At 47.6% G+C, this 24,712-nt stretch carries 23 protein-coding genes and 1 tRNA gene; 20 read left to right on the top strand and 4 right to left on the bottom strand.

Annotated elements, in window-relative coordinates:
- Positions 1-10: 10 nt before the first annotated feature.
- Both V6669_RS24270 and V6669_RS24265 read left to right on the top strand, forming a co-directional pair.
- Entirely contained in the window at positions 11-832 is an 822-nt protein-coding gene (locus V6669_RS24270; RefSeq protein ID WP_338588392.1) for a polysaccharide deacetylase family protein, read from the top strand.
- Positions 833-889: 57 nt separating this feature from the next.
- Entirely contained in the window at positions 890-3,067 is a 2,178-nt protein-coding gene (locus V6669_RS24265) for a glycoside hydrolase family 88 protein (RefSeq protein WP_338588391.1), read from the top strand.
- A 191-nt stretch (positions 3,068-3,258) separates the two neighbouring features.
- Here V6669_RS24265 and V6669_RS24260 read toward each other — a convergent pair whose 3' ends face one another.
- Positions 3,259-4,134, bottom strand: a complete 876-nt coding sequence (locus tag V6669_RS24260) for a DUF72 domain-containing protein (RefSeq protein WP_338588390.1) — start codon at positions 4,132-4,134, stop codon at positions 3,259-3,261.
- 232 nt (positions 4,135-4,366) lie between these two features.
- On the opposite strand from V6669_RS24260, the gene V6669_RS24255 reads away from it, so the two are divergent.
- The 5 genes from V6669_RS24255 to V6669_RS24235 all read left to right on the top strand — a co-directional run bounded on the left by V6669_RS24255 (position 4,367) and on the right by V6669_RS24235 (position 8,466).
- Entirely contained in the window at positions 4,367-5,110 is a 744-nt protein-coding gene (locus V6669_RS24255) for a methyltransferase domain-containing protein (RefSeq protein WP_338588389.1), read from the top strand.
- 27 nt (positions 5,111-5,137) lie between these two features.
- Positions 5,138-6,121 (top strand): MBL fold metallo-hydrolase, encoded by a 984-nt coding sequence (locus V6669_RS24250; protein WP_338588388.1) that lies wholly within the window; start codon positions 5,138-5,140, stop codon positions 6,119-6,121.
- Between the two features lie 198 nt (positions 6,122-6,319).
- Positions 6,320-6,736 (top strand): hypothetical protein, encoded by a 417-nt coding sequence (locus V6669_RS24245; RefSeq protein ID WP_338588387.1) that lies wholly within the window; start codon positions 6,320-6,322, stop codon positions 6,734-6,736.
- Positions 6,733-7,776, top strand: coding sequence for an FAD:protein FMN transferase (locus V6669_RS24240; RefSeq protein ID WP_338588386.1), 1,044 nt, complete (start codon positions 6,733-6,735; stop codon positions 7,774-7,776). The genes V6669_RS24245 and V6669_RS24240 overlap by 4 nt, the downstream gene beginning before the upstream one ends.
- A gap of 36 nt (positions 7,777-7,812) precedes the next feature.
- The gene (locus tag V6669_RS24235; RefSeq protein WP_338588385.1) at positions 7,813-8,466 is read left to right on the top strand and encodes a ferric reductase-like transmembrane domain-containing protein; all 654 of its coding nucleotides are present in this window, start codon (positions 7,813-7,815) and stop codon (positions 8,464-8,466) included.
- 162 nt (positions 8,467-8,628) lie between these two features.
- Here the strand turns inward: V6669_RS24235 and V6669_RS24230 are convergent, their stop codons facing one another.
- The gene (locus tag V6669_RS24230; RefSeq protein ID WP_091037633.1) at positions 8,629-9,195 is read right to left on the bottom strand and encodes a phosphatidylglycerophosphatase A; all 567 of its coding nucleotides are present in this window, start codon (positions 9,193-9,195) and stop codon (positions 8,629-8,631) included.
- Between the two features lie 188 nt (positions 9,196-9,383).
- Here V6669_RS24230 and V6669_RS24225 point away from each other — a divergent pair, with 188 nt between their 5' ends.
- The 9 genes from V6669_RS24225 to V6669_RS24185 all read left to right on the top strand — a co-directional run bounded on the left by V6669_RS24225 (position 9,384) and on the right by V6669_RS24185 (position 19,506).
- Positions 9,384-10,439, top strand: a complete 1,056-nt coding sequence (locus V6669_RS24225; protein WP_338588384.1) for a GerMN domain-containing protein — start codon at positions 9,384-9,386, stop codon at positions 10,437-10,439.
- Positions 10,440-10,557: 118 nt separating this feature from the next.
- Positions 10,558-11,313 (top strand): ribonuclease PH, encoded by a 756-nt coding sequence (gene rph, locus V6669_RS24220; RefSeq protein ID WP_017692572.1) that lies wholly within the window; start codon positions 10,558-10,560, stop codon positions 11,311-11,313.
- 1 nt (position 11,314) lies between these two features.
- Positions 11,315-11,938, top strand: coding sequence for an XTP/dITP diphosphatase (locus V6669_RS24215; protein WP_017692573.1), 624 nt, complete (start codon positions 11,315-11,317; stop codon positions 11,936-11,938).
- A 349-nt stretch (positions 11,939-12,287) separates the two neighbouring features.
- Entirely contained in the window at positions 12,288-13,133 is an 846-nt protein-coding gene (locus tag V6669_RS24210; protein WP_338588383.1) for an STM4015 family protein, read from the top strand.
- A 3-nt stretch (positions 13,134-13,136) separates the two neighbouring features.
- Complete coding sequence (locus tag V6669_RS24205; protein WP_338588382.1) at positions 13,137-14,405, top strand: STM4014 family protein; 1,269 nt, start codon at positions 13,137-13,139, stop codon at positions 14,403-14,405.
- Complete coding sequence (locus tag V6669_RS24200) at positions 14,398-15,183, top strand: STM4013/SEN3800 family hydrolase (RefSeq protein ID WP_338588381.1); 786 nt, start codon at positions 14,398-14,400, stop codon at positions 15,181-15,183. The genes V6669_RS24205 and V6669_RS24200 overlap by 8 nt, the downstream gene beginning before the upstream one ends.
- 47 nt (positions 15,184-15,230) lie before the next feature.
- Positions 15,231-16,619 (top strand): STM4012 family radical SAM protein, encoded by a 1,389-nt coding sequence (locus V6669_RS24195; RefSeq protein WP_338588380.1) that lies wholly within the window; start codon positions 15,231-15,233, stop codon positions 16,617-16,619.
- Entirely contained in the window at positions 16,616-17,479 is an 864-nt protein-coding gene (locus tag V6669_RS24190) for an STM4011 family radical SAM protein (protein WP_338588379.1), read from the top strand. Before V6669_RS24195 ends, V6669_RS24190 begins: the two co-directional genes overlap by 4 nt.
- 332 nt (positions 17,480-17,811) lie before the next feature.
- A complete protein-coding gene (locus V6669_RS24185; RefSeq protein WP_338588378.1) occupies positions 17,812-19,506 on the top strand; it encodes a methyl-accepting chemotaxis protein in 1,695 nt (564 codons plus the stop codon).
- A 143-nt stretch (positions 19,507-19,649) separates the two neighbouring features.
- Here V6669_RS24185 and asnB read toward each other — a convergent pair whose 3' ends face one another.
- The gene (asnB, locus tag V6669_RS24180; RefSeq protein WP_338588377.1) at positions 19,650-21,494 is read right to left on the bottom strand and encodes an asparagine synthase (glutamine-hydrolyzing); all 1,845 of its coding nucleotides are present in this window, start codon (positions 21,492-21,494) and stop codon (positions 19,650-19,652) included.
- A 193-nt stretch (positions 21,495-21,687) separates the two neighbouring features.
- Here asnB and V6669_RS24175 point away from each other — a divergent pair, with 193 nt between their 5' ends.
- Both V6669_RS24175 and V6669_RS24170 read left to right on the top strand, forming a co-directional pair.
- Positions 21,688-21,987, top strand: coding sequence for a hypothetical protein (locus V6669_RS24175; RefSeq protein WP_017692581.1), 300 nt, complete (start codon positions 21,688-21,690; stop codon positions 21,985-21,987).
- A gap of 29 nt (positions 21,988-22,016) precedes the next feature.
- The gene (locus V6669_RS24170) at positions 22,017-22,373 is read left to right on the top strand and encodes a hypothetical protein (protein WP_338588376.1); all 357 of its coding nucleotides are present in this window, start codon (positions 22,017-22,019) and stop codon (positions 22,371-22,373) included.
- 190 nt (positions 22,374-22,563) lie between these two features.
- Here V6669_RS24170 and V6669_RS24165 read toward each other — a convergent pair whose 3' ends face one another.
- Positions 22,564-22,857 carry a DUF4870 domain-containing protein gene (locus tag V6669_RS24165; protein WP_017692583.1) on the bottom strand — a complete coding sequence of 98 codons (294 nt, stop codon included), beginning with the start codon at positions 22,855-22,857 and terminating at the stop codon, positions 22,564-22,566.
- Positions 22,858-23,336: 479 nt separating this feature from the next.
- Here V6669_RS24165 and V6669_RS24160 point away from each other — a divergent pair.
- Together V6669_RS24160 and V6669_RS24155 are read left to right on the top strand one after the other, a co-directional pair.
- A tRNA-Arg gene (locus tag V6669_RS24160) sits at positions 23,337-23,410 on the top strand.
- Between the two features lie 294 nt (positions 23,411-23,704).
- Positions 23,705-24,475: a class I SAM-dependent methyltransferase gene (locus tag V6669_RS24155; RefSeq protein ID WP_338588375.1), complete on the top strand. Its 771-nt coding sequence runs from the start codon at positions 23,705-23,707 to the stop codon at positions 24,473-24,475.
- Positions 24,476-24,712: the final 237 nt, after the last annotated feature.

Here is a 24,712-nt window from a genome sequence, read left to right as displayed (position 1 = left end):
GAAGTAAGGGATGGGACATCGTATTCAGTTTGACCGCTATCCAGGTGGTGTGATGAAAGCGTTAACGCTCAGTTATGACGATGGAGTGGTACATGATCGCAGACTGGTGGAAATCTGCAATCGGTATGGACTGCGGGGAACATTTAATCTGAACTCCGGTACGCTAGGCAGTCCAGGCCGCATTGATCCGGAGGAAGTCGCTGAATTATATGAGGGGCATGAAGTAGCCGTTCACACGGTTACTCACCCTACGCTGCCTTATGTTCCAAATGAACTATTGACCGAAGAGATTATCGAAGACCGAAAAGCATTGGAGCAGCTCGTCGGTTATCCGGTACGAGGCATGGCTTATCCCAACGGAGGGTACGACCGTGCGTTAAGTACAAAGCTGGAGTGGCTTGGCATTGATTATGCCCGTACCGTTGAATCACATGGCAGATACACGTTGCCCGATCGGCCGCTTGAATGGCATCCGACCTGTCATCATAATCATGATCTGGCGGGGCATGCCAAACGTTTTATCCAACATTCCAAAACAGGTACGCCACTATTGCTCTACGTCTGGGGTCACAGCTATGAGTTCAATGACAACGACAACTGGGAGATCATCGAACAGTTCGGTGAGCAGATTGGTGGCAGGAACGACATCTGGTACGCCACGAACATCGAAGTGATCGCCTATTGGAAAGCCGTACAACGATTGGAGTGTTCGGCCGATCGATCCATCATCCATAATCCGTCTGCCATCCCGGTATGGTTCACGGCAGATCAGCAGGTTGTTGAAGTGCAGGGCGGAGAAACATTGCGGCTAAGCGAACGAAACAAGGTATAAGGAAGGGAGCTGACGATCATTCGTTATTTTCATGAGAACGAGGCGATTGCAGGTAAGGTGTACGATTCAATTCCGGATATATTGACTACGGTGGCTCAGCGTTATATTGGTGATCATCCGAAACATTCATTTTTGTTCAGAGCCTATCATCAGGGAGGTTTTCGCAGGCTAGGGGACTATCGCTACGACCTGAATCTGCATGAGAAATGCGCAGAGGTGTGTGCAGGGCAGTACGTGTATGTATGGGGTAAGTTATGGAGTGAGCAGAATGCAACGTTAAATACGGGTCTGAACTGTTATAGTCCGGTGACGATCTATGTGAACGGTGAAGAGGTATTCAAGTCTGAGTTGTTGCAGGAATTATTTCCCGAGCGAAGAACCCAGATTCCAATTTCCGTGAACTATGGCTGGAATGATGTGTTGCTGTGTTTTGTCAAAACAGAAGTAGGATTCGGCGGTATCTACGGAACAGCTTCATTCAAAAATTTCCCGCTCCACTTCCTCACTCCTGGGGCAGATCGTCAGGGACAGGAGGGCTGGTTATATTCGGAACCAGTTGACGAACCTGTATTATCTCTTCCTCGTGACGGCATGACGGAAGAAGAGACGGGCCTTACCTGGTATCCACGCAAGGCGTGGACAGATGAGGACCAGAGTATGGGTTCTTTTGCCCGCATCTTTGGTACGGAACAACCGGCTGTTGCCTACGCATGGTCCAAACTGGATGTAACCTTGCCAGGATCAACGCCAATTATCTTAAAAGGCAGTCATGATGGAGCTTTGACTCTGTATGTGGATGGCACGGAAGTATACTCTGCTGGAGGCAGTGCTAACTTTCACGTTGAACTCCCGCGCCGTTACGGTTTTTCAGATCTGGTCGCGAAGGGTGAAATCCAGGCAGTTGGCGGTTCATGGGGATTCACGTTGGAAGATGCCGAGCGTTCGGGTTCCACAGGCTGGAGACTGAAACCTCCGCATCCGGTTGCAGGATGCTCTGACCCATGGCTGTACACAGGTGTGTTTACTCCCGGTGCTGAACCATCCCACGCCGACATCGTGCGAACAGATATCGTGTTTGATGATGGGGTACAAGGTGTGTATTGGCGGGTAGATCTTCCCGATACGCATGTTCGTCCTTACCTGGAAAATACACATTACGGGAAGTGGAATTATCCGCTCGGCGTTACCCTGCTTGGACTTCTCCAGACGGGACAGGAATTGGGACGGGATGATTACATTCAGTATGTACGGCAACATATTGAACTGAGCACTTCATTTGACCGCTACGGTCTGTGGGATCGGGAAGGGTACGGTGCGGCAGGAATCAATAATCAACTGTCTGCCATCGACAGTCTGGATGATTGCGGTTCGTTTGGTTCCACGCTGCTTGCTGCGATGGAATTGGGCGATATTCGTGGGGGAAGAGATACCGCGGATCGGATTGCAGGCTACATTACGCATGAGCAGGAACGTCTGGAGGACGGTGCCTTTTACCGGGTTCGCGGCAGTGGGGAGATGCGTCAGGAGACGATGTGGTGTGATGACTTGTACATGAGTACACCATTTCTGATGCGTTACGGTCAGTTGACAGGAGATGCGACATATTGCGATGATGCGGTCAATCAGTTCCTGATGTTCCGTAAATACCTCTATCTTCCCGAACAACAGATCATGTCCCATGTGTATGATTTTGTACGTGGTCGGGCGACAGGTATTCCGTGGGGACGGGGTAACGGCTGGGTGCTATTCTCCTTAACCGAACTGTTATCTATCCTGCCACATGATCATGTGAAACGAACGGAACTATTACAGTTCTATCGTGATTTAAGTGAAGGTTATTTGGCGCTGCAAGGGGGAAATGGACTATGGCATCAGGTGCTGAACCGCCCGGATTCGTATGAAGAGACCTCCTGTACATCGATGTTCATCTACGCCTATGCCCGTGGTATTCGGGAGGGCTGGCTGGAACAGCCTGAGCCTTATCTGGAGGCCGTACGCAAAGGATGGGAAGGTATGACGCGTTTGTCGATTGACTATAAAGGCAATATATACGGGGTATGCCGGGGTTCGGGGTACTCGTTTACCTCCTTGTATTATCGCGATGATCTGGGATGGAATCTAAACGATACCCATGGGATCGGCATTGTGCTCTTGGCTGGCATTGAGGCTCATAAAATGAACCAGAAGCTACGCAAGGTGTCTATCAATTCTTCGGTTACAGCCGCGCAGCGCTGATGTTTGACGCAACGGAACGGATGCATGTGGATAGACTTCTATAGGTAGATAACCAGCTAAAGAAAGCGGCAATGCCCTCAGGCTTGCCGCTTTTAGTTTGTTTCCAATCCCGAATCTGATCTGCATAATAGCAATATATAAATACACTTACCTTCACCCAATAATATGAATAACTCCATCATTAGTTCGGATCAAAATAATTCCAGCTGTTCCGGTCCTTCTTCCTTCTCCGGTTCAGTACGGTCAGGAAAAGGCTTCATTGGCTGGTCCAGCAGATCCATCATCATCTGGGCATTCGCCGCTGCATCACCACCGGAGTTGTTGTTGAAAATAACATAGACATCCTTGCTCTGCTCCTGCAATTGCTCCAGATATCCTTTCCATTCCAACAATTCTTCCTTGTTGTAACGGTACAGGTAACGGGTCTCGCGCCAATTGGGCGCACCATTCTGATGCCAGCCGGACACGTTGCGTCCGTGCATGCGAACCAGTGTCATCTCCGAATCCGTCGCCTGTGGAACGATGGGAATGGAACCTGGACCCGCCTGAGGTTCGTCACAGACGCTGTGAATCCAGCCTTGTTCTTTCAGGAACGCAAGTGTGCGCTCTCGCATGTCACCTTCATACCAGCTACGATGACGGAATTCGAGGGCACACGGAATACCCTCCATTCTCAGTTTCACTTCACGAAGCTCTTTCACGTTGTCTTTATTGCACTCAAACCAAGGTGGATATTGAAACAAGGCTGCCTGCATCTTGCCAGCTTCAATGACGGGCTCTAGTGATTCTCGAAAAGCCTTATACATCTCTGACGTGCTGGTGAAGTAGGGCTTGCCCCGTAGATGTCCGGTCATTCCCTGATAGGCTTTGATGATAAAAGCAAAGGATTCGGGCGTCTCTGCAGCCCATCGTGCCATTCGATCCCGCGGCTGAACCGCGTAGAAGGAACTATCCACCTCCACGGTGGAGAAGTATTGTCCGTATAGACTGAGCTTGTCTTTGGCTTTGGTACGGTTTGGATAGAGATCTTCCTGATCCCCCCATCCGGTAAGTCCGATGCGAATCATAAGAACACCTCCTGTTGCTTTTTGAACAACTTCTTATAATTAACCGATTTACTGGCGTATGTCTAACATTATATCGTTTGCATTTTGGCTCTTCAATGTTGGAAACTTACTGGGATTTTTTGAGTTTGCAGAATAAAGACGTTACAATACATTAAAGCTAGGGGAAATGATCAGGCCTGTACAAAGCGTACTATAGATAGAGAGCCAGTGACCAAGTGGAGGGCGAGAATGGATGACGGAATGGTATGAAAAGAGTTTTGGAGAAGATTACCTTCTCGTATACAAGCACCGGGATGTGCAGGGTGCCCATCAGGAAGTACATAAAATGATCAATTGGTTGAAGCTTGAGCCCAATGCTGAAGTATTGGATCTATGCTGCGGTATGGGACGGCACTCCATGGCACTTGCTGACGCAGGTTTACGAGTGACCGGAGTTGATCTGTCCGATGTGCTTTTGCGCGAAGCACGCCTAATGGACACTGAACACCGAGTATCTTGGTGTCACGCAGACATGCGTGAACTCCCGCTGAAAGGCGGCTTTGATGCCGTAGTCAATCTGTTCACATCGTTTGGTTATTTCCTGGAGGACGGAGAACAACTGAAAGTATTACGTGCCATTCATCGGATGCTTCGCCCGGGTGGCAGCTATATTATTGATTTTATGAATACGGCTTATGTGACTCGTCATCTGGTGCCGCACTCCGTCCGAGAGGATGAAGGGCAGCGAATTGAGGAGTTCCGCAAGATTGAGGATGGATTTGTGCAAAAGGAAATTCGTATTACGGACACCGCATCCGGACATAAACCGCGGGTATATCAGGAGCGTGTGAAGTTGTACACACGGGATCAACTGAGTCAGATGTTAAGTGCCGCCGGACTCCGGGTAGATCAGGTACATGGCGGCTATGACGAAGAGAAATATGACGAGCAGACTTCTCCACGCATGATTTTTGTGGGTCGTCGTCCTGTGGAGTGAACAGAGACAGTCTGGAAGGGGGATAACATGAAGCGCACAGAAGAGATGTCCATGACAGAGGGCATACACCGGGTCAAGATCAGCATGTCGTTTCCCTTGCGATGGGTGAACAGTTATGTGTTATCAGAACCGGATGGAACGATAACGATTATAGATCCGGGACCGCGTAATTCGGAAACAGAACAGGAGTGGGTTGAAGCGCTGGCAGATCTCGGCCTGACCTTTAGCGATATTCGTCAAATTGTACTGACCCACCATCACCCCGATCATCTTGGGTTGTCGGGTTGGATGCAACAGATGACGGGCGCACCCGTTCGAATGTCGACACGCTCCCGTCAAGAGGCTGATTATATGTGGGGACCTGATTCACGTATTAATACAATATTACCTGATTATTATGGTTGTCATGGTATGCCAGAAGACAAGACTGAGCAGATACATGAACATATGAAGGTATTTACTTCGCAGATTACGCCACTTCCGAATATCACACCTGTTGAAGATGGCGAGTGGCTCGATATGGGCGGGAAACGTTGGATTGCTGTGGAGACGGGTGGACATGCCCCAGGCCATTTATCCTTTTATGCGCCGGAGTCCATGGAGATTCTGTGCGGAGATGCAGTTTTGCCACAGATTTCACCGAATATCAGTCTGCAACCTGGCAGTGACCCTCAGCCATTATTGTCTTATATGGAAGGATTGCAACGTCTCGGTGCTTTGAATGTCAAGCAGGCGTATCCGGGACATCGGAATCCTTTTGCCCAGTTCAACGAACGGACAGTTCAATTGCTGGCTCATCACGAGGAACGTCTTCAGAAGATGACGGAGCGAATTCAGGAGTCACCGGCGAATGCTTATGACATCTGTGTGCACATGTTTGGCAATCGGCTGGGTACCCATCAACTGCGATTTGCCATGAGTGAGACGTTGGCCCATTTGCAGGAGTTACTTCGACGCGGAGTAGTGAAGCAAGAGCAGCAACCGGATGGCACGTTCTATTTTCAAATCTAAACGGAATGATGATATCGATATGAAATGATAATGTGATCTTGTATAGAGGCTCGGGACAGGAAATTCACCTGTTCTGGGCCTTTTTAGCCTCTCTTAACGGTTCATTCATCTATTTTTAAGCCAGCGCGACTATCATACAACTATGAACTTCGCTAGGGAGCGTTTTGAGACACACCCTAAAGAAAGCAGGGAAGAGCGATGACCAGAAAAAAACGGAATCAATGGAGAAAATGGCAAGCTTCAGCGGCAGCAACGTTGACTGTGGCTGCACTCTTTCAATATGTAAGAACTTCGGATGCCTTTGATGTGGCCTATGCAGCAGCGAATGGCACAGACACAAGTGTTACTGCTTCAAGCCAGGTGGATACGCATGATGATGTGATGGATGAATGGATCAACAGTACAACGGACAGCAACAATTGGAACACGCAGGACAATGACAATAATGATAGTCAATATAATGGAACATCTGATAGCACACAAGCAGCTCGGCCAGATCAGAGCACGAGTAACAAGGATAATTATTCAGATTCTCAGCGTTTCGGACAAAATAACCAGGGTACAGACTCCGGATACAGCAGTGGCAACTATCAGTCACGCACAGGTGCATCATGAGCCGCACAGAGCAAGTTGCTCGTCCGCTCCGATTTCAATTCCGTGCGATGAACACGGATGTTGAAGTGCAACTGTCCGCTGGGCGGGAAGAAGCTGAACATGCAGCAACCTTGGTGAAGAATTGGTTTGAGACGCAGGAGCAGCGCTTCAGTCGATTTGTGGCAGACAGTGAACTAAATCGTCTGAATGCTTCAACCGGATGGATGCCCATCTCCGCTGCGATGGATGAAGTTTTGAGTTTGGCCTATGGATATATTGGACTGACCGAAGGGATTTTTCAACCGGGTATCTCCCAGGCTCTTCAGGCTTCGGGATATGATCTAAGTTTCGATAAGGTGCAGCAACGACAACCGCAACGTCCATTGCTTGAACGCATATTGCGAACGAGAACACCTGAATCATCAGGCTGGCTGGAAGATCGATATGACCACAGCCGTCCGAGTTGGATTCAGCGGGAAGGTAGCCGAATGGTTCATCTGGACCCCGGAGCTGAGTTGGACCTGGGAGGCATTGTTAAGGGCTGGGCAGTGGAGCGCATCGCAGACTGGTTACAGCGAACGTTGCATATTCCGGCGGGGTTGATTAACGCTGGTGGAGATATTCAAGTATGGGGTTCACCAGACCATTCCCAGTGGACCTTGGAAGTAGCAGATCCTTTGCAGAATCAGGGTGCTGTGTCGGGAGTGATCCGTTTACAGCGAGGAGCTGTTGCCACTTCGGGTATTTCCCGCAGACAATGGCAGAATACGGATGGAAGTCTTGCGCACCATCTTATTGACCCTCGGACGATGGAACCGGCGGATACGGATGTGTTACAGTGTACCGTTCTGGGACAGCATGCTTCGCAATGCGAGATTATTGCCAAGACGGTCTGCATTTTGGGAAGTGCTGAAGCGGTGGGCTGGTTAAACCGACATTACGATCGGCATGACGTCCTGTGGATGACACGGGATGGAATTACTTATTTTAGAGGGAATACGGATACGCTTGCTGAGCACTGGCCCGGGTTTGATCCGGATCATCGCTTCAGTCTGATCTAAACGAGGACAAGTCTAACAGATATGGGGGAGCCGGTTATGGCACAATGGATTGTAGATTACCTGCCGACGTGGAATATCATTCGAATTAGTGGAATTGCTGCTTATGTGCTGCTCTTTGCCGGAGTGTTTCTGGGCATTGCGCAAGGGATGCCTATGGCCAAAGGCAAACCAAAAGCAGCCATGTTCAAATGGCATACTCGAACGACCTGGCTCGCCTTCGGACTTGGACTCGTGCACGCATTAACGTTATATATTGATCATTACAGCCCATTTACCTGGGGAGAACTTCTGATTCCTTTTACCGCCTCCGTGCATCCGATTGGCAGTGGTCTGGGAACGTTAGCCTTCTACGGATTAGTGATTGTCCTGTTATCCAGTGATCTGCGAAACAAGCTGGGCCGTAAATGGTGGTTCATGTTCCACCTCTTGTCCTATCCGGTGTTCATTGGTTTGCTGGTTCACGGCATGGTTACCGGAACGGATTCTGGCAATATCATCATGCGGATGATGTATGTATTTACCGGACTCAGCATTCTCGGTATCACGGTGTTGCGTGGCATGTTGAGAGAACGCAAAGGCCCGGAAATTACGATTGGACCGAAACGGGCAACATCTGGTTCACCTTCTGAGCAGAATTGGGTTGAAGGTTTTGGTTTGGTGGGAACGGTACGACCTAAACATCTGAAATAATAACATGTGGATTATCCAATATGTATCGTTACACATGCAAAAAAAAGCGGCCATCAGGCCGCTTTTTCCATGAACAGTTATTTTATTAAACAGTTATTTCACGAAGCATCCATACACATGTCCAATGTCCCACATGACTTCAGATATGAAACGAGTTACGCATTATACAGCGTCATCACTGACAGGTTTTTCTCCCAGTGCTTCTTCAAGCTCGGATTGTTTGCGATGGGCGATCCGACTGCTCGCTGCCGATGCAATCGCACCGACAATATCATCGAAGAACGTATGGACAGGCCCCAGGCTCTTGTCATTCAGTCGTTCAAGCACCCCTGGTTTTAGCTTGTCCACATAACCATAATTCGTAAATCCAATGCTGCCATATACATTGACGATGGAGAATGCCAAAATCTCATCCACGCCGTACAGTCCTTCATCATTCTCAATCATCTCCTGTAAAGGAGATATGAGCTGCCCCTGTTCTGCCAGAATATCGAGCTGAATCCCGGTCAAAACAGCGTTCTGTACCTCACGTTTACGGAGAACCATCTCCACATTTTCGATACATTCTTCCATCGTAAGACCTGGATAATATTTTTTCTGCAATAACATGACCAGCTCTGCGATCTCAGGGATCGTGACGCCCCGCTTATGCAGCCATTCCCTTGTTGCCTCCGCCACTTTGCGGCTATTCAGGCTGTAAGGGATTTTTTCTTGCTCAGGATGTTCCATGGGCGATTCCTCCTCTGAAGTTAGCAATGTCCCTACTCTTGCTTCCTAATACGTTATTAACCTGTTTTACGTTTCTTTAAGATAATATATAAGTTTTCAGCAAAGCGATTATCTTTTAGTTATTTTTTGGACAAAGGCTCGTATACATGGTAGTACAAACTGTAAAAATGATGAGGGGGAACGTGATCATGAGAAAGATCCAATCTTTGCGTACGGTATCGGCAGCTGCGCTGCTGAGTATTCCTATGGTGTTGTCAGGTTGTGGCATGTTTGGAGCACAGTCTTCTGAAGCTGTTGATCCACCACCGCCCATTCAGGAAGCAGCCATGATTCAGGCAGCCGAAGGAAATGGTGCACTCGCAACGCTCCCATTAACGACGGTATATCTGCAAGACCAGCAGGGGCTGCTCGCTCCGGTATCCCTGACACTTCCTTCTGGAACAGATGCCAGCAGTCCAAAGACAGCACTGGATACACTTGTCACAGGCGGGGCCTATGCGGGTATGCTGCCTGAAGGATTCCAGGGTGTTCTCCCACAGGGAACGGTAGTGCAAAATGTAACGATTCACGCGGATGACAAGCTGGCAGTCGTTGAGTTCTCGGGTAATTTTGCCAAGTATGATGCGAAGGAAGAACGGAAAATGCTAGAAGCTGTCACATGGACATTGACGGGAACGCCTGATGTGGAGAATGTACAGATCTGGGTGGATGGTAAAAAGTTAACACAAATGCCGGTGAACAGCACGCCGTTGCCTGAACCGCTGAATCGGGCTGTGGGAATCAATCTGGATCTGGGTGATGCGTTTGTGGCGAACAGCAGCCCGGTCACGGTCTATTTCTCAGCAGCTTCACCAGCAGGCATCCAATATTATGTTCCAGTTACACGTCTCGTTACCCCTGGTGAAGATCGTGTGCAGGCAGCATTGAACGAACTGATCAAGGGACCTGACAAAGGCGGCGAACTGGAAGAGGTTATGACAGGCGGAACGGAGCTGCAATCGGTCAAAACGGCAGAGGATGGCACGGTCACGGTTGCCTTGAAAGATGATATGTTTGCCGAAGGGGATATCGTGCCAAGCGAGCTGTTACAGTCTGTCGTGTTAACCACTGCGGAGAATACAGCCAGCAAGGATGCCAAAGTGCAAATCGAATGGAACGGCCAAAAAACGATCATGGGTGACGACAACAGGGATTACAGTGCGCCGGTTTCCAAGCCTGAATATATCAACGAAATTCCGATTTAATGAGCAAGGAATGCTTAAGGATGCTTTTAACCGAACTCTTTGGTAAAATATAAGGGATTAGTAAAAGTGTGAATAGGTTCAACATTACAGGATGCTTAAGTCGTAGGAGGCAGAAAATATGAGATCAAACGGACGAACCAGCGAACAGCTGCGCCCGCTGAATTTAACAGTGAACACGAATAAATACGCCGAGGGCTCTGTACTGATTGAAGTTGGAGATACAAAGGTGATCTGTACAGCTACAGTGGAGGAACGTGTTCCTCCCTTTATGAAAGGGCAGGGGAAAGGCTGGGTAACAGCTGAATATTCCATGCTGCCACGTGCAACACATACTCGGAATCAACGTGAAGCCAATCGCGGCAAATTAACTGGACGCACCATGGAAATTCAGCGTCTGATTGGTCGGGCACTGCGCTCGGTGGTCAATTTGCAGGCTCTTGGTGAGCGTACGATTACACTAGACTGTGATGTTATTCAAGCCGACGGAGGCACACGCACAACGTCCATTACGGGAGCGTTTGTAGCGCTGGCGCTTGCTGTGAACAAGATTTCCCAACAGCACAAACTGCAAGTGTTCCCGATTACGGATTTCATTGCCGCAGTAAGTGTGGGTGTTGTGGGTGAACAGCCTGTACTGGATCTGAACTATGATGAAGATTCCAAAGCCAAGGTAGATATGAACCTGGTGATGACAGGCGGCGGTAAATACGTCGAGCTTCAGGGAACAGGTGAGGAAGCACCATTTGATCGCCGTGAGCTGAACGCGATGTTGGAACTTGGCGAGCAGGGGATTTTGGAAATGATCGAGCGTCAAAAAGAAGTGCTTGGACCGATTGCGCTCAAGATTGGCGCGCGTGGATTAGGGGAAGCCTAAGATGAGTTTGGACAGCCCAATCCTCATTGTTGCAACCCGCAATGCGGGTAAAGTCCGTGAATTCGCTCATGCTTTCGCACCGCTTGGCAAAGAGGTTAAGAGCATGTTTGACTATCCGGAGCTGCCGGATGTGGTGGAAGATGGCGTAACGTTTGCGGAAAATGCCTGGAAGAAAGCCAAGGCGGTTGGTGATGCGCTTGGTTTGCCCGTTCTGGCAGACGATTCAGGACTTTGCGTAGATCTGTTGGACGGGGAGCCAGGAGTGTATTCAGCGAGATATGCGGGCGAAGGAGCAACGGATGCACAGAACAATGCGAAGTTGCTGGAGACGCTGGAATCGTTGAAATCCGGTGAGGACACCGAGCAGCCGCTCCTAAGTCCCGCTCGATTCGTCTGTGCATTGGTACTGTATGATCCGACAACAGGTGATAAGTATGAATCGGAAGGCACTGCGGAAGGCTGGATCACGGCTCAAGCTGCAGGTGCTGGCGGTTTTGGATATGACCCACTCTTCTATGTACCTGAATACGAGATGACGATGGCAGAGCTGACGCTCGAGCAAAAGCAGGCGATTAGCCACCGTGGTCATGCGCTGAGAGCGCTCGTATCCAGACTTGAAGGCTGAGACTAAACGAAACATCTTGGTTTAACTTCATGATATGTGAACATCAAAGCGTTAATGGAAGGACAGAAGCATTCCGATGGGATGCTTCATCCGCCATTAACGCTTTTTGTATGAAATGAAGTATTTGATCGGGTTTGGTGAGGTCCATCCATATACCTAATTGAAGATAGCTATCTCTGCGACTACATATCAGAACGTATGTTCTTGTACCTACATGAGAAATGGTTTACATTGCACGATTGGGAATCTCATTGGGACTGGAGTTGGAAGAAGTTGCAAGCCTTGTGTGGTATGGGTTAACATACAAACTAACGAATCACATATGAACCTTAAACGGAGGGATCTACTCATGCAAGAAGTGAAGCTTGTTGTGTCTTACGATGATTATGAGGACGGCATTCGTATGGAAAAATTAATAAAGGAACTGGCGGCTGAACCGGAGGCCAGCTCATTGGAAAGTCTGGTCATCGGAGATTGGGGACAAGCTTATGAAAATTCACCTGAAGAAGGATTCATGGGCACGTTGATTGAGCTGGCTCCAAGCTTCCCGGCATTAAAGAGACTATTTATAGGAGATATGGACTCTGAGGAATGCGAAGTATCATGGATTATTCAGACCAATCTTGCACCTCTGCTACAAGCCTTTCCCCAATTAAAAGCATTCGTGATCAAAGGTAGCAGTGGACTGGAATTGGAACCAATGCGACATGCGAACCTCGAAGAGTTGGTCATTATCTGTGGTGGTCTGCCTAAAAGTGTGTTAGCCTCTATAACTCGTGCAGAACTGCCGGAATTGCGGAAGCTTGAATTGTATCTGGGTGTGGATGATTATGGGTTCAACGGCTCGCTTGAGGATGTATTGCCCTTGTTGGAAAAAGGACTGTTTTCGAAACTGGAATACCTGGGGCTGAAAAACAGTGAAATTCAGGATGAGATTGCCAAAGCGGCAGCTGACGCGCCGATTTTGGATCAGCTGCAAGTACTGGATCTATCCGAAGGAACGTTGACTGACGAGGGAGCTGAGGCTCTTATGAAAAGTGACAAAATCCAAAAACTGAAACATCTCAATCTGAGTTACCATTACATGACTGACAAGATGATCACTCGATGGAAACAGTCAGGGATTTCGGTGGATGTCAGCGATCAGCAGCAGAGTGACGAAGACGACTGGCGTTTCCCGTTATTGACGGAATAAGGAATGCTGGACATTGAGGCAAGCACAACAACGATAAAGAGCCATATGAATCATGCATTTAATGAAAGTAATGAGCCAATGTTGTTAATCGGTAATCCGAATAATCGGCGAACTCAGGGGTTGCAAGAGGCCAGACATAGAGTGGGTCTGCAACCTGCGGTTGTACTACCTTATGAGGAATTACTCCACACCTGGAGACAGGGCGGGACGATTATAGATGTCATACATTCGGAGCTGCCTGCACCGCTTATACGGATTGATGCGCCCGGAGAGGTATGGGAAGTAGAGCGTGAGTTGCTGCATCTTGGGGCAATAAAAGACAAGTCACCTTTGTTGGATGGAATTGCTGAAGCTGAAGTGTTCACTGCAGAGCAGGCTCTAATGCTGGAACAGGAATGGGGGAGAATCTACGCTCCCGCCCAATGGTTCCGCGGCTGGAAATCCTGTCTGGAACGCATAGGCCGTGAAGCTCGTGAGACATGGCCTGGTGTGCGCTTCATGAATGATCCTGCCGATATTGAATTGATGTTCGACAAAAGGAAATGTCAGCAGCACCTTTCCCTGTATGGGGTTCAAGTTCCTCGAACATTACAATCTTCACAGCCGATCCTTAGTTACGATGTCTTGCGCACAACTATGGAGTCTGCAGGGATGCATCGTGTGTTTGTTAAGCTTGCCTGTGGCTCGGGTGCTTCGGGTGTTGTCGCTTATCAGGTCAACCCGCGTAGAAGTGCTGAGATTGCGGTAACGACAGTAGGTATGGAACAGAGACAGGGCAAGACGATTTTCTTCAATGAAGGACGTCTACGCCAGTATACCCGCAGTGAAGAGATTGCTACGCTGATGAACTGGTTATGTGCAGAAGGTGCACAGATTGAACGATGGATGCCCAAAGCCACACTGGATCAGCGGGCCTACGATATTCGCCAATTGGTTGCGGGTGGACAGGCAGGCCACGCGATTATGCGACTTAGTCGTACCCCTATAACCAATCTGCATCTGCGCAATGAGCGTATGTTGCCTGCTGAAGCAGGTCTGGATGAACAGCGGATGTCACTGGTTCGGAAGACAGCGCAAGCAGCTATGTCTGCATTCCCTAACTCGTGGTCAGCCGGGATTGATGTGATGCTTACGAGTGGTCCGAGTCCGCGTGCTTATGTACTGGATGTGAATCCATTTGGAGATCTGTTATACAGGGTTGAGCATCATGGGCTCGGAACCTATGAGTGGGAAATGGAGCTTTTACGAAAGGAGCCTATTCAACATGCCTGATATGAACACCATCGTGGGCTCCCATGATCTGTTAATGATTACGCTGGATACGTTACGATATGACGTAGCCAAGCTGGAAGAGGCGAATTGTCCTAATCTCTGTGGTTCGGGTCCGTGGGAGAAACGTCATACCCCGGGCAGTTTTACATATGCGGCGCACCACGCTTTTTTTGGTGGTTTTATGCCGACACCTGCTAATACGGACAAGGCATCTCATGTAAGATTGTTTCATTCCCGGAATACCGGACTCAAGACACATCCACATACCTGGCTGTTTGATACACCAGATATCGTATCCGGGTTCGCAGCCGAAGGTTACCGCACCATCTGTATTGGCGGCGTCATCTTTTTTACGAAAAAAAACCCGCTTGCAAAAGTATTGCCTGGTTATTTCCAACAGAGCTATTGGCGAATGAACTTTGGGGTAACCAACCCCAAATCGACAGAACATCAGGTACAGCATGCATTAAAGTTGCTTGAACAGACACCGCCGGATGAAAAGATATTTATGTTTTTGAACGTGTCTGCCATTCATGGCCCCAATCGTTACTTTGTAGAAGGTGCCAAGGAGGACTCGGTGGAGACTCAGCGAGCTGCACTCCGATATGTAGATGAGGCCCTTGGGCCATTGTTCGAGGCGATGAGGCAACGCGCCCGGCCTGCCTTTTGTTTAGCTTTTTCCGATCATGGTACAGCTTACGGTGAAGATGGATATCAAGGGCACCGGCTTGCACATGATGTCGTCTGGACGGTACCTTACCGTGAATTTATAGTATAGAATGGATTACTCTTATGATGACAACAACCGGAGACAGGAGGAAACCGATGGAGAAACATATACAACATACAACAACAGGCCATTCCACACAGTCCGGATCCAATATAGCTACAGGTCTCAGTGAAGTACTGGCATTCCCTTATCGTTCTTACTTATACTCGTACCCGCACAAGACCGCATATCGGGAGCTTGACCCACCACTGCCGTTGGGGCCATTGTGGGAACGAGAAAACACCGATACCTATTTTTTATATATGCACATTCCCTTTTGCGCTGCTCGTTGCGGATTCTGTAATTTGTTCACCCTGCCGGATCGACGGGATGATACGCATGAACGCTATGTAGATGCACTGGAGCGTCAGGCGAAGCAGTGGGCGCCCATTACATCTCGGAGACCGTACTCGCGGTTTGCGATTGGTGGAGGAACGCCTACATTATTGAATGAGGTTCAGTTGAATCGTCTGTTTGATATTGCTGAACATGTGATGGGGCTGGACCCTGCGCAAGCATCGATTTCAGTGGAAACGTCGCCGGATACCGTTACGGAAGCCAAGTTAGCCATTATGAAGGAACGAAGTGTGGATCGTATTAGCATGGGCATCCAGAGTTTTATTGAAGCTGAAGCATCTGCCATCTATCGTCCACAAAAACCGCAGGAGGTCGAACGAGCGCTTGAGAAGCTTACTCGGTATGATTTCCCATTGTTAAATCTTGATCTGATCTATGGTTTGCCAGGGCAAACGGTCGAATCGTGGATTTATTCATTGGAAAGAGTTCTGGCCTACGAACCGGGCGAAATTTTTATCTATCCCTTGTATACACGGGAAAATACAATCGTGAAGCCAGATGATATTCGCCGTCAGGGACCTGACATCCGGATGGAACTGTATAAAGCTGCACGTGAGACTTTAAAAAGTAAAGGTTATGTGCAATATTCGATGCGCAGATTTGCCAAAGAACAGTCGTCCTCGAAAGTGCTTCTGCCTTATAGCTGTCAGGAGGAGGGCATGGTTGGTCTGGGATGTGGCGCACGCTCTTATACGAGTGAAGTACATTATGCTTCCAAGTATGGCGTAAGTTACAAGGCCACACAAAGCATCATTGCCGATTATGTAGCGACCGAGCGCTACGATGTGGCGGATTATGGTATCGTGTTAAGCCGTGATGAACAGAGACGTCGCTTTATTCTGAAAGCCTTGCTGCATCGCGAGGGGTTGACGTTGTCTGACTACCAACAGCGCTTTGGTACTGATGTGATGTCCGACTATGCCTGGTTGGCTGAACTGTTGACAGAGGGCATGGCGGAGTTGGAGAGTAATGAGGGCAAGCAGGTGTTGCGTCTGACAGAAGAAGGACTGGGTTACTCCGATGCGATTGGAGATTGGCTTATATCTGCCGAAATTCGTGAACAGATGGAAGGGTTTGTTTTCTCATGAGAGCGACTTTGTATTATCGGGGGAAGTTGTCTTCCTGTAATTACGACTGTCCATACTGCCCTTTTAGCAAAACGGTGGATTCCAAAGAGACGTTGGAAGTGGATGAACAACAATTGCGTCAATTTGTGAATTGGGTGAGAGAGCAGGAGAGTGCCGGGCATCAATTTTCGATTTTCTTCAATCCCTATGGTGAAGCTTTGGTGCGTCGTTGGTACCGGGAAGCGATGGTTGAGCTGTCACATATGCCACATGTGGATAAAGTTGCAATTCAAACCAACCTGTCCGTCAAGCTAGATTGGGCGAGGGAACTGGATGCGAACACAGCAGCCTTTTGGGCGACGTATCATCCTCGTGAGACAAAAGAGGCTTCTTTTGTAAAACAATGTCTGACCTTGCGTCAGATGGGACTTGCTTTTAGTGTCGGTACGGTCGGACTCCGTAGTGCTTTCCCCGCAATTGAGTCCATGAGACAGGCTTTGCCGGATGATGTGTATATGTGGGTAAATGCCTTCAAAGATCGACCCAAGTATTACGCGCCGGAAGAAATTCAGTTTTTACGTGGGCTTGATCCGCTTTTTGAAGGTAATCTGCAGGATTATGAGAGCTTGGGCAAACGATGTGCTGCCGGTTCGGAAGTATTTTATGTACAGGGGTCCGGGCATGTGAAGAGGTGTTACAAGGATCGTCGAATCATTGGACATCTGTATCGCGATGGTTTGCAGGCTTTGGCTGAGGATCGGCCATGTCGCATGAAAAAATGTGGCTGTTACATCGGTTATATCCATATGGAGGATTCCCCGTTCAGGGAAACCTTTGGTAGCGGGCTGCTGGAACGTAATCCGGTATTGATCAATCGTTAACTTTGAATTGAAATGCGCTGAAATTGATAAAGACTTTACACCAGTAAGTACTGCTGGGTAAAGTCTTTTTTTTATTTTGGTCTAACGATTCAAAATGTGTAATTTAGGATAAAAGAGATGTAGTATATTGTCGATTATGCGTGTATAAAAACCTAAATTATAGTATGGGTAGATACTATAGACCTAAATTTAATTGCGCAATATACTAACCTGTTTTAAGTAGTCTCATATTTATCCATTTTTATTTGAATTAAAAGGAGGGAGAATTTTAGCGTTCAGATTGACTACATAATTCATGATTGAAATACATTGAAACGTATGGGGGAAATGAAATGAAAAGAGTATCCATTAGTAGGAAATTGCTTTTAGGTTTTGGTTCTGTACTTCTTTTATTGATAGCCGTTGTAGTCATCTCATATACTCAGTTTATCTCGGTTGAGAAAACGTTTACGGATTTAATCCGGGAGCGTACCGCCAAACTGCTCACTATTAAAAACATGATCATCGATGTGAAATCCCAGCAGGTTGCTTTACGGAATTTTGTGACGGAAGAGAATGATCAAAGCGAGCAACAATTCAAGTCTTTTTATGAAGATTATCGTAAAACAAGCGAAGAATTAAGATCAGGGATTCAAACCCCAACGATGATTGATTTTCTGGATCGTTCAGACCGCAGTGCGGAGGAATATTATGCTTTTGGACAGAGTGTCATTGAATTGAAAAAACAAGGCAGCACTAGCGAGATCACAAGGATGCTGTTAGATACAGGTCCAACGATTATATCCGGATTTGAAGAAACGGTAACTGCCATGGAACAACATCAGCAAAATTCATTGGACACTGGCATTGTAAATGCTAATCAACTCATTCAAAAAGTACTTCGTTTAATCATGATCATTGGTATCATCTCGATCGTTTTAGGCGTGGTAATTGCATTGATCATGGGGAGAATCATATCCAAACCGGTTGCACATGTGGCAAGGGCTGCAAGCCGAATTGCTGATGGAGACCTGACGGGTGAGGCGATTGTTGTTCGTAATCGGGATGAGATCGGAGAACTGGCGGAATCCTTCAACAAGATGATGGAGAACTTGCGCCATTTAATCCATCAGGTGGGTCATAATGCAGATCGGGTAGCTGCTTCTTCTGAGGAGTTAACGGCAAGTACAGAGCAAACGGCGACAGCGACCGAACAGGTAGCTACAACGATGGAAGAAATTGCTACGGGTATGGATACGCAGGTGAGTATGGTTGGAGACGGGTTTCATACGATTAATGAATTGTCCACAGGCTTTCAGCAGATGACAGTGAATACGCAAAATATGTCGGATGAAGCAACGAATGCGTCAGCGAAAACCATATCTGGTAATGATGCAGTTCAATCGGCTGTTGGGCAGATGAACTCGATTCATCAGACTGTACGTGTACTCGCTACTGTTATTGAAGAACTAGGTAATCATTCAGATGAGATTGGATCTATGGTTGAAAGTATCTCAGAAATATCGGCACAAACGAATCTGCTGTCTCTTAATGCGGCTATCGAAGCTGCAAGAGCAGGTGAGCATGGTCGTGGATTCGAGGTGGTTGCTACCGAGGTGCGCAAGCTGTCTGATCAATCTGCGAAATCAGCGGAACAGATCAGTGTACTCGTAGCTGCTATACGCAAAGGGATGAATAATGCATCACAATCCATGGTAGAAGTAAACGCTGAGGTTCAGGAAGGCATAGAACTTGTCCGTAAAGCAGGAGGTACTTTTGAGGAGATTCGTGAAGCTGTCGGCAATGTCGCAGGTCAGACTCAGGAGGTATCTGCATCCATTGAACAAATGGCGGCGGGTGTGGAGCAGATCAATGTGTCCATGAAGACCATCATGGAAGTAACAGAGAATGCGGCTGCCGGAACAGAGGAAGTTAGTGCAACGTCCGAGGAACAACTGTCTGCCATGCAGGAGATCGCATCGGCGGCTAATGACCTTTCCTCTATGGCGGAAGAGTTACAGGAGTCCGTTAGTCGATTCAAAGTGTAATCATGGATATACTTCTGGGTGAAGTTCAATATTTATGAATAATCGTATCGTGTATGTAAAACAAGTGGGTGCCCAGGAGAACAACAGTTATGCTGTTCTCCTGGCACCCTTTTTTTTGATGAAGTAGCGATCAGGGGGTCATTCTAACGAATAGCGACTTTATATGTCCGCAACCAGGTGTTGATCTGAGTCAGATAAGCAAATAGCTGAGGACCCGACATGAGCTGCCCGAACCAGGGGAGGTTGGAAGCTGCATCTGGTGAAGACGCGAGATTGCGGATTTGAGCTTTGTCGATCAAAGGCAAAATCGGCGAAGTGGGATCATCCAGGATATCAAGTACCTGTTGTTTGACTGCGGCCAGATATTGCGGATTATGTGTTTTCGGGTATGGACTCTTTTTGCGATATAACACATCGTCAGGCAGGACACCTTCGAGTGCTTTCCGCAGAATACCTTTTTCGCGTCCACCCGTTATTTTCATTTCCCACGGGATGTTAAACACATACTGGATCAGACGATGGTCACAGTAAGGTACCCGCACTTCCAGCCCTGCCCCCATGCTCATCCGGTCTTTGCGATCCAGAAGTGTAGGCATGAAACGTGTAATGTTCAGGTAGGACATCACCCGCATTTGTGCAGCTTTACCTGTTTCCCCATCTAACAAAGGGACTTCAGCCACTGCATCTGAATAGCGGTCTGCCAAATAGTCGAGTGGCCGAATCCATTCCCGAATATCCGGGGATAATAGCGCTGCTCGCATGTCAGGTGCTACAGACCACGGAAACGTGCCGGAGTTCAGCATATCTTCTCGATGAAACCAGGGGTAACCGCCAAACACTTCATCCGCTGCTTCGCCTGAAATGGCAACTGTGGCTCCTTTTTTGATTTCTTTACAGAACAAATAGAGCGAGGAGTCTACATCTGCCATACCTGGCAGATCCCTTACTAGCATGGCCTGTGTCAGTGCATGAACCAGTTCTCCGTTCTCAATCTCAATCCAGTGATGGTCGGTCTTGAGTTCATCCACCATTCGCTTAATCCAGGGACCATCTGCACCCGGCTGAAAGGAATGCGCCTGGAAATGCTTGGCGTTATCCACATAATCGACAGAATACGTGCTGACTTGGCCTTGCCCGGTGCGGTTGTAATAATCCACGGCTAATGCAGACAAGGCACTGGAGTCCAGTCCTCCTGATAAAAGAGAGCATACCGGAACATCCGAAGCCAACTGGCGCTCCAGTGTATCTTGCAAGAGAGATCGTACCTCGGCTGCCGTCTCTTCCAGGTTATGTTCGTGATTCTGGCTTTCCAGTTTCCAGTAGGCATAGGTTCGGATCCCGTTTCGGTTGTAGATCAGCGCGTGCGCAGGCTTGAGTTCGCTTAGTGAAGAGTATACGCCGTGTCCTGGTGTCCGTGCAGGCCCTACGATAAACACTTCGGCCAATCCTTCCGGGCCAACAGCGGCTTCCACATCTGGATGAATAAGCAGAGCTTTGGGCTCTGAGCCAAATACGAGTGTGTCTTTGGCATTACTGTAGAACAGAGGTTTCACGCCGAGGCGATCTCGTGCGATAAAAACCTGTTCGCGTCCCCCATCCCATATGGCAAAAGCAAAAATACCGTTAAACCGGTCAACACATGCCGGTCCCCACTCAATATAAGAGGCGAGCAACACTTCCGTATCACATTGCGTGCGGAACTGATGCCCCCGCTGGAGCAATTCCTTTTTCAACTCGGGTGCATTGTATAGTTCTCCGTTATACACGACGGTATAGGAGGTATCTCCCTGTAACGCATGCATGGGTTGTGCGCCGTTCTCGGGGTCCATTACACTAAGACGCCGATGTCCAAAGGCACAAGGATTGGAGATCCATGTACCTGAAGCGTCGGGCCCCCGGTTCGACAAGCTATCCGTCATACGGACCAGCAGCTCTGATTCCTGGGTCAAATCCCGATTCCACTGTATGAAGCCGGTAATACCGCACATGGTTTGTTCATCCTTTCTTGGTCGAGTCATTCATCCGTATGGCTGCTTAATTACTGGCAACCTGCAAATGTTGTCTTTTTCGTCAGAGGTCGTAACAAATATATGCCGAAAGCAGGCATAAAATGTCTGTCCTCTTCGGAAACTAGTTCTAGGGACAACGGCCTCAACATGCCTGTGAAGGAGAGAACATGCAATGGACAGTATGAAGTATTATGTGTCTGTCATGGGCCGCTCCGTTATTCCGGATCCGTCGGTAACATCGTATGAATGGATCATTCAGGCAACGCCGCAGGAAGCGGAGCAATTACTGGGACTGCTGAGCCTCATGCAGGAAAAGGAGGAAGAGGCCTTTCCTGGCATGGTATTCCCATGGCCAGATACACCGGAGGAGTCCGTAAACCGAGCGTATGAAACGGTATTACAACAGGTATATCGGGAGATTTACCGATTGGGCACACCAGAGACACGATACCAGATTGAACAAAGTACATGATAAGCACAAAGGAAAAGGAGCGATGACGAATGTATGCCATTCAAGATGCCAAAATACGCAGATTAACCGAGGTAGATGGATTGTCTTGTGCAGAGGTTGAAGTGCAGCCTGGAAATGCCGGAGATCCGTCGTTGCTTGTATACGTGGCCTCAACACAGCCCGGAAATTCGCTGGAAGTTGTTCGAATTGTACGCAATCACTCCGATTCGGCGATCGACTGGTATAACAATAATATGCATACCGCGTTTGAAGAGGCGACAGATACCGCATTTGAGAACAGCGAAGGCATTACTGCCGAAGAAGATAAGGCTCGGTTTCAAAGTGAGTTGTTTGCCTTTGGGTTGCTTGGTCCAACACTTCAGCGGTATCTGGTTGGGCAGGCTTAAGAGGGAATGCCACAGCAACAGATGTGGTGTTTGCGGGATAGAAGCTCAAGGTTGAGCTATACGTAGATAGTGACCTGTTGCTGTGGGTGGTTGCTGGGACTGCATCTGTAGCTGCATCTGTAATGAGAAACCCCGCCGTTGTTGAACGGCGGGGTTTGTTATGCGATGGTCAGATCAGGTGGAGATGTGATCAAGCATACTCGCGTAGGACTTGAATCCCTTTAACCACATTGTACACAAAGCTTAATCCGTAGATTACAAAGAATAGAATGACAAACCCGACAGCGGAACCCAGACTATGCGCAGTCACGAAGAAATAAAATAGCGGAATGGCAGCGAGAAACGGGAATACATGTGAGAATAAGGCGCGTTTCGCATGTCCCTCAATGTAATCATCCTTGGCAACAATCCATATAATGATCGGAAACAGGAACGGAGCAAAGAAAATACTGAAATAGGATAGGGCTGATAAAAGTTGTCTCATGACGATTCTCTCCTTCAATGGATCATTGAAATGTATGTATGCAAAAGATTACCCAGCAATTCTGACATTGAAAATGTCTGATGTTCATCTTACTCTAAAAGTCCCAATCTCCTCAATATAACCTGGTTCAAGCTATCATATTCTCAAAGGGATTGGAGTATGAGAATAATACGGTAAAGTACATTTATCGCCTTTGATTACGAATGATGCCTAGTGGCATCATCAACATCGAATATGGAATTCAGCCTAATAAGCATAAGCTTACGAAGTATGTTTCCTTCGGAAACATTGTAGTTGCTCACGTAGTTTGCCTACGCTCCGCTACTCCATTTCTAGCTTCATTCCATCTTCTCGGTACTGAAAACCGGACTTTCTGAACCTGTATTTAAGTATAATTATTAATTTTTTTATAAAACTATTGAAAAATATAGAAATCAGAGTATAATAAGAACCGCGCCGAAAATTTATTATACATATTTGTCTCAGTAGCTCAGCTGGATAGAGCAACGCCCTTCTAAGGCGTCGGTCGGGGGTTCGAATCCCTCCTGGGACGTAAAAAACAAGAAGCTTCCTTCGGGAAGCTTCTTGTTTTTCGTTCAGGGGAAGAGAACCCCAATGGTTCGTCGGAGCATTCGCTTCGTTAGCGCTACATCGCAGTCTCGACTGGAAGGAGAGTATCCCTCCTGGGACGTAAAAAAAAGAAGCTTCCTTCGGGGGGCTTTTTTGCGTTCAAGGTAAAATTATTTTATTGGTAATACCTATTAACAATATAGAATTTATATATTTAAAGAATAAATAATTCTATGCCACAATGAGGATATCAATAACGAAAGCGACGGTGGTATCCATGAAATCATTAAATCAATGGCAAGCAGATGAGTATGACAACAAACTGGCTTTTGTGTCCGGATATGGAAAAAACCTGATCTCTTGGCTTCAACCCCAAAAAGGGGAATACATTCTTGATCTGGGTTGCGGGACGGGGGATTTGACGTATGAAATTTCTCTGGCCGAAGCTGAAGTTATTGGCATGGATGCATCCACGGACATGATTCGCCGTGCGAGGGAGAAGTTCCCCGATATTGAATTCGTGGAAGGAGATGGTCATCAGTTTGAAACGAATAGACTGTATGATGCCGTTTTCTCCAATGCAGCCCTGCACTGGATGCGAAGCCCGCGATTAGTGGTAGATAGTATATGGAAATCTTTGAAGCCTGGAGGGCGTTTTGTAGCAGAATTTGGTGGTAAAGGGAACGTGCAGACCATTGTGAATGCATTAGAGGAGGTTATGGAGCGAAACACGGGCATTCGTGCATCGGAAAGCAATCCGTGGTACTTTCCTTCGATCGGAGAATATAGCCATATTTTAGAGCAAAGTGGATTTGTGGTGCGACAGGCCTATCACTACGACCGTCCTACCAGACTGGCAGATGGTGAGCAGGGTATAGTAGGCTGGTTGACTCATTTTGGAGGGGACTATTTTGAGGGTCTCAGTCATGAAGAGATACAACAAATATGCCATGAAACCAGTCAGATCGTGATGCCTCACCTTTGGAAAGATGATGCTCTGTATGCCGATTATAAGCGCCTGCGTATTCAAGCCGTGAAGCCAGAATAACTAGAATTTTGTGATATGTAGCAATTTTTATCGATGTTAAACGAATTATCGTGATTCTTTGTATACTAACCATGTTTCCCCTATACACCAGGAATCTCTTTCGGATAAAGAGGATCTTGGTCTTTTTTTTTTGATGCATTATTTTAAAAATGAAATATTCAAACGACAAATAATTACAAATGGATATTTTTATCATACTCAAGACCCATATAAGTAATTTCTATATCATATTTGTAA

This window comes from Paenibacillus sp. Y5S-9, assembly GCF_036894235.1.
Classification (GTDB): Bacteria; Bacillota; Bacilli; order Paenibacillales; family Paenibacillaceae; genus Paenibacillus.
Note: the sequence above shows the minus strand (reverse complement) of the source record. Positions and strands in the feature narration are given on the sequence as shown.